Here is a 6,350-nt window from a genome sequence, read left to right as displayed (position 1 = left end):
CCAGCTCGACCAGGTGACCCAGCAGAACGCGGCCATGGTCGAGGAGGCCACCGCGGCCAGCGCGACGCTGCGCCACGAGGCCGAGACGCTGCAGGGCCTCGTGGCCCGGTTCCGCCTGCAGGGCGGCGCGCCCGCCCGACCCGCACAGCCCGGCGCCATGACCCCGCTCCGCCTGGTCGACCCGGCCCGCCCGGCCCCCGGCCCCGCACCTGCGGCCACCGTGCCGCAATCCGAGCGCCTGGCGCGCGCGGCGGGGGCCGAGACCTGGCAGGATTTCTGATCCGCGTCCGGAAACTGCATCTGGGGCGCTCGGGACACCCGGCGCCCCTTGTCCATTCGGCCCATCCCTCGCCCCTTGGGCCATGCAGGATGTTGGACATTCGCGCGCATGGGCGCTAGATCAGGGCCGTTGACAGGAGGCCCCATGCGCCCGCGCGATCTCAGCATTCCCGACCAGCGCCATCCCGAAAAGGCGCATCGCCCCGACACCGCCCAACCGAAGAAACCCGCCTGGATCCGCGTGCGCGCACCGGGCGGGCAGGGCTATCGGGACACCCACCGCATCATCCGCGACCACGGGCTGGCCACGGTCTGCGAAGAGGCGGGTTGCCCGAATGTGGGCGAATGCTGGTCGCATGGCCACGCCACCATGATGATCATGGGCGAGATCTGCACCCGCGGCTGCACCTTCTGCAATGTCGCGACCGGCAAGCCCCAGGCGCTCGACCCGTTCGAACCCGGCCGGGTGGCCGACGCAGTGGCCCGGCTGGGGCTGAAGCATGTGGTGATCACCTCGGTCGACCGCGACGACCTGGAGGATGGCGGGGCCGAGCATTTCGCGCGCACCATCCGCGCCACCCGCCACCGCACGCCCGAGACCACGATCGAGGTGCTGGTGCCCGATTTCCTGAAATGCCAGCCCGCGGCGCTGGAAACCGTGGTCACGGCAAAACCGGACGTCTTCAACCACAATCTGGAAACGGTTCCGGGGCTTTATCCAGAGGTGCGGCCCGGTGCGCGCTATTTCCATTCGCTGCGCCTGTTGCAGCGGGCCAAGGAGATCGACCCGGGCGCCTTCACCAAGTCGGGCATCATGGTGGGCCTGGGCGAGACGCGGCAGGCGGTGCTGCAGGTCATGGACGACCTGCGCGCGGCCGATGTCGATTTCCTGACCATCGGGCAATATCTCCAGCCGACGCCCAAGCATCACGCGGTCGACCGCTTCGTCACGCCCGAGGAATTCGCCGCCTATGAACGCGCGGCCTATGGCAAGGGGTTCCTGATGGTCTCGGCCAGCCCGCTCACGCGGTCGAGCTATCACGCAGGCGAGGATTTCGCCCGTCTCCGCGCCGCGCGTGAACAGGCCCTGTCATCGCGCTGAGGCGCGGCCCCCCGGACAGGGCCGTCACATCTTTCGCTCGCGCCCCGAGATCACCATCAGTTCGCCGATATTCTCGCGCGTGATATAGCCGACCATGCGCCCCGAGGGCTCGGTCACCGCTACCGCCGGCGCGCCGCTGTCCTGCAACGCGTCGAGCGCGGCATCCAGCGGAGCGGCCAGCGGCACCGTCGGAATGCCCTCGGTCATGGCCTCGGCTACAGGCCGCATCCTGCTGCCCTCGGCGGCAAGTGCTGCGAACAGGGCGTTCCGGGTCAGGAAGCCGCGCAGACCGCCCCCGGCATCGACCACCGGAAATTCGTGCTGGGTGGTGCGGATCACCGCGTTCGAGGCCACCTGAAGGGTGTCGCCGGGTCTCAGCGTCTCGAAATGGATGATCATCGCATCGCGCGCCCGCAGATGCCGGGCCATGTCGCGCAACGACACATCAGCGCTCTCGGCGCCCGCGGCCACGAAGATGAAGATCGCGATCAGCACCAGGACCGGGCTGCCCCAGGTCAGGCCGAGAAAGCCGAAGAGGAAGGCCAGCGCCTGGCCTGACCGCGCCGCCAGCCGGGTCGCTGCGACTCGCCCGATTCCATAGGACAGCGCCGCGCGGAATACCCGTCCGCCATCCATCGGGAAGGCCGGGATCATGTTGAACAGCACGAGATAGAGGTTGAGCGCGGCAAGGCTGCCCCAGAACGCCGCCGCGCCGCCCTCGCCGAGTTGCGCGAATGTGGCGATGTCGGGCCGTGCGCCGAGCGCGACCAGAACAAGCCAGATCACGACGTTGACCGCAGGCCCGGCCAGCGCCACGGCGATTTCCTGGCCGGGCTTCTCGGGCATGCGTTCAAGCCGAGCAAGCCCGCCGATCGGCAGAAGCGTGATGTCGGGCGTCGCGATCCCGAAACGGCGCGCCATCAGCGCGTGACCGAACTCGTGCGCCACCACGCAGACGAAGAGCGCCAGCACGAAGACCACGCTGATCGCGGCCGAGGCGGGACCGTAGGCAATCCAGGAGGCGGCGCCGATCCAGGCCAGCAGCAGGAAGAAGGTGGCATGCACCCTCAGTTCCGAGCCGAACAGGCGGCCGATGGGAAAGGACCACGTCATCGCTTCTGCCTCGGGGCGCCGTCAGCGCGCAGGGAGGCCACCCCCCTAGAACGGGATCTCGTCGTCGAGATCGCCGGCCGGAGCCGGCCCCGGCGAGCCCCGGAAATCGTCGCCGCGGCCTTGGTCGTAATCGCCATAGCCCCCGCCGCCATAGCTTCCGCCGCCGCCGCTGCTGCTGCCGCCTTCGCCGCGGCCGTCAAGCATGGTCAGTTCGCTGCGATAGGGGCGCAGCGCGATCTCGGTCGTGTAGCGATCCTGGCCGGACTGGTCCTGCCATTTCCGGGTCTCGAGCTGGCCTTCGATATAGACCTTGGAGCCCTTCTTCAGGTACTGCTCCGCGACCCGCACGAGAGGCTCGGAATAGATCGCCACCGAATGCCATTCGGTCCGTTCACGCCGTTCGCCGGTATTGCGGTCCTTCCATTGCTCCGAGGTCGCGATCCGCAGGTTGCACACCTTGCCGCCACTGGGAAAGCTGCGGACCTCCGGGTCGCGGCCGAGATTGCCGATGAGGATGACCTTGTTGACCGAACCCGCCATTTGGGTGCCCCCTGTCGAATCTGAACTTTCGCGTTTCCCGTTTACACCACCCCCTCAGGTGTAATGGAAGTTGAAAATCCGCCCGGCCCCGGGACCGGTGTTGTGCGACCGGCGGCAAGGCTGGCAGGCGCACGCGTTTTTGCCTATAGTCCCGCGGGACACAAATGACGACCGGAAGAGGGACAGTGCTTCGCAACCTGATGGCGGCCCTGACGCTGCTAGGGCTCGGGATCGCGCCCGCGAGCGCGGATGTAACGGTTTCGTCCAAGGCACGCGCCGCGATCTTCGAGACGCAAAAGCGCGTGCTGGACGGGCGTGCGGCGCAGCAATATGCCAATTCCGTGCGGCTTCAGCCGCAGCGGGTGATCACCCCTTCGGCAGGCGGCACACTGCCCTATGCGGGCAAGTATCGCGGCGAGTATCTCGAACATGCCCGCGCCGCCGCCCGCCGCCATGGGGTGCCCGAGGATCTGTTCCTCAGGCTCGTTCAGCAGGAATCGGGCTGGAACCCGGGGGCTGTCTCGCACAAGGGGGCAATCGGGCTGGCGCAGCTGATGCCCGGCACCGCGCAACTGCTGGGGGTGGACCCGCGCGATCCGCAGCAGAACCTCGAGGGCGGCGCGCGCTACCTGCGCCGCCAGTTCGACCGGTTCCGGTCCTGGCGGCTGGCCCTCGCGGCCTACAATGCCGGCCCCGAGGCGGTCGAGCGCCATGGCGGCGTGCCGCCCTACAACGAGACGCAGACCTATGTCCGGCGAATCTGGGGCAGCTAGGGCAGGGCGTCCGGCACCAGCCGCGTTACCCCGACCGCCGCAGCCCGCGCCAGTGCCGGGTCCAGCGACATCGGGATATACTCGCCGCGCCGCCACAACTCGCCCAGATCGTCATAGTGCCGGCTGAGCGGGTGGCCCGACTGCCCGGTCGAGATCACGAAGACCGAACTGTCGGGGTCTGCGAAATCGAAGACCCCACGAAAGCCCGCCCCGTGGACATTGGCGAAAGGCTCGGGGTCGCGGGCGTGGGTCAGGCCGCGGTTAAGCGTGTTGTCTCCGCCGGAGGTCGGCTGGCGGATATTGACGAACCATTTCAGGAACGGCACCTCGCCCAGCACCGGATGATCGTGCCAGGCCTGATGCGCAGCCCCCCAGCGCAGGCTTTCGAGTGACCCGCCATAGGTCTCGGACAGCCACAGAAGCGCCTCGTCCAGCGCAAGCCGGGCGATCTCGGTGCAGGTTTCGGTCGCGCCGGACTGGCGGATGTCGCACCAGGCGCTGGCCCCGTCGATATCGCGGAACACCCGCTCGATGAACAGCGGCTCGACATGAGCGAACTCGTCGGCCAGCGGGCCCAGTTCGTCGCGGATCAGCCGGTCCTGAAGGTGCCTCAGCCAGGCGGCATAGATCAACGGCTCGGGCAGATGTTCATTCATCTCGCCATTCCACGCGGCCAGCAGTTCCAGCGCGCGCTGGCGCCGCCGCTCGGGGCTGCCTGCGGGCGCAGGCTCGCCGGTGAACCACAGATCGCGCGCGATCAGCGGCAGAAGCGACTGCGCGGTGAAGGACACGGTATCGAGCTGCGCCTCGATGAAGCTTTCGCGGGTATGCACCGAGCGGCGCGTCATCAGCGTCTTCCAGCGCTCGATCCGCTGGGTGTCGCCCCAGTCATAGCTGACATGCAGCGGGAAGGGCCGGTCCAGAAGCTTGTTGTTGGTATTGCCCAGTATGCCGCTTTCGGGTGCGCGAAAGCGCGGGTTGGCGGCATAGTTCAGCCAGCCCTGCCAGCGGTTTTCCTCACGCCAGCCCGGCACCGGCAGGCGCCCCTGGCTCTGGTGTTCGGCCATCCGGCGGGGCATCGCGCCCACGGTCTGCAGGGCGATGGTTTCCCTGTCGACCACCACCAGGTTCTGCGCGGGCGCGATGAAGAACCGCCCCGCCTCGAGCGCCTCGTCCACATTGCGCGCGCGCATCAGCTTCAGCGCCGCGCTCAGCGAGGTGTCGGCACCGCTCAGCAGGGTCCAGCCCAGCGCCGTCACATGACCGGGCGGCGTGATCGAGCCCAGCCCGAAATGGCCGCCGGGCAGCACCGGGCCGTTTTCGGTCCAGCGCATGGTGATCGTCACCGGCTCGCTGCCGGCGACGCGGATGATCGAGCGGCGCGTCTCGAAGGGAGCAAATCCCTCGGGCGCGCGGTATTCCTCGGAATTTTCGGGGTTGAGTTGCTCGAGATACACGTCCTGATCGTCCAGATAGGCCGTGGTCATGCCCCAGCCCAGATCGGCGGACCGTCCCGTCAGGATTGCCGGAATGCCTGGTATCGTGCCGCCGATCACCCCCCCGGACTCCAGTTCCAGCCGCGCGAGGTACCAGATCGACGGCGCGGTGAAGCCCAGATGCGGGTCGCTTGCCAGAAGGGTGCCACCGGCGGCCGAGCGGTTGGGCGCGGCGGCAAAGACGTTCGAGGCCGAGGCGAAGGCCCGCGGGCCGAAAGGCGAGAGAATCCCTTCGGCCATCCGGTCGAGCGGCGCGGACGAGGGCAGGATCCCCGGGGCCAGCGCCGCATAGTCGGGCAGCGCCGCAATGCCCTGCCCGGGCGCATCCGGCATGAGGTCGCGCACCCGCTCGGCCCCGATCAGCAACGACAGCCGCGCGCGCAACACCTCGGTCTCCAGATGGCTCGACAGACTGAGCCCCATCAGCTTGACGAGGGCGATCGAATCGGCCGGTTGCCACATTGCGATCTCTGGCGAGAACAGAAAGAACTCGGGCGCGCCGCGGCCGCGTGCATCGGCGTTGACCCGCCCGATCCAGGCGTTCACCCCGTCCGCATAGGCTTGCAGCGCCGCCATGGCATAGGGGTCTTGTGCCTTCATCGAGCTTTGCGCCAGCCCGTAGATATCAAGTCGCCGGACCAGTTCGTCGACGGCCAGCGTCCGGCTTCCGAAAAGCTCGGACAGACGCCCCTGCGCGGTCCGCCGGAGCATCGTCATCTGCCACAGACGGTCCTGGGCATGGGCAAAGCCCAGCCCGAAGAACACGTCGGTGTCCGACTCCCCGAAGACATGCGGCACATTGGCGTTGTCGCGCACGATCTCGACCGGCGCGGTGATCCGGGCGACGTTGTGCACGGCCTCGTAATTGGGCAGCGAGCGTGCGGCGAGGTAATAGACCGTGGCCCCGGCCAGGAAGGCCAGGATCACCGCGGCCGTGAAAAGCCGCAGAAGCCAGCGGAAAAGCCCGGCCATGTCCGCCCCGTTGTTGACGCCCCCGATGCGGCCGTTAGTTAGGGGCAAACGCCAAAGACTGCAACGAGGGGGAAG

Annotated in this window: 5 protein-coding genes and 1 pseudogene; 3 read left to right on the top strand and 3 right to left on the bottom strand. The window is 68.2% G+C overall.

The features are described from left to right. Nucleotides 1–280, top strand: a pseudogene (locus tag NHN26_RS04100) (methyl-accepting chemotaxis protein); the annotation flags it as partial. 144 nt (nucleotides 281–424) lie between these two features. Then, the gene (lipA, locus tag NHN26_RS04095; protein ID WP_253088240.1) at nucleotides 425–1,381 is read left to right on the top strand and encodes a lipoyl synthase; all 957 of its coding nucleotides are present in this window, start codon (nucleotides 425–427) and stop codon (nucleotides 1,379–1,381) included. 24 nt (nucleotides 1,382–1,405) lie between these two features. Here the strand turns inward: lipA and NHN26_RS04090 are convergent, their stop codons facing one another. Both NHN26_RS04090 and ssb read right to left on the bottom strand, forming a co-directional pair. After that, entirely contained in the window at nucleotides 1,406–2,494 is a 1,089-nt protein-coding gene (locus NHN26_RS04090; protein ID WP_253088239.1) for a site-2 protease family protein, read from the bottom strand. 45 nt (nucleotides 2,495–2,539) lie between these two features. Then, complete coding sequence (gene ssb, locus NHN26_RS04085) at nucleotides 2,540–3,034, bottom strand: single-stranded DNA-binding protein (protein WP_253088238.1); 495 nt, start codon at nucleotides 3,032–3,034, stop codon at nucleotides 2,540–2,542. 164 nt (nucleotides 3,035–3,198) lie between these two features. On the opposite strand from ssb, the gene NHN26_RS04080 reads away from it, so the two are divergent. Continuing rightward, nucleotides 3,199–3,807, top strand: a complete 609-nt coding sequence (locus NHN26_RS04080; protein ID WP_435594172.1) for a lytic transglycosylase domain-containing protein — start codon at nucleotides 3,199–3,201, stop codon at nucleotides 3,805–3,807. Here NHN26_RS04080 and NHN26_RS04075 read toward each other — a convergent pair. Beyond that, entirely contained in the window at nucleotides 3,804–6,275 is a 2,472-nt protein-coding gene (locus NHN26_RS04075) for a penicillin acylase family protein (protein ID WP_253088237.1), read from the bottom strand. The genes NHN26_RS04080 and NHN26_RS04075 overlap by 4 nt on opposite strands. Nucleotides 6,276–6,350: the final 75 nt, after the last annotated feature.

It is taken from the genome of Rhodovulum tesquicola (assembly GCF_024128855.1).
GTDB classification, from domain to species: Bacteria; Pseudomonadota; Alphaproteobacteria; order Rhodobacterales; family Rhodobacteraceae; genus Rhodovulum; species Rhodovulum tesquicola.
This window is presented reverse-complemented; position numbering and strand designations above follow the sequence as displayed.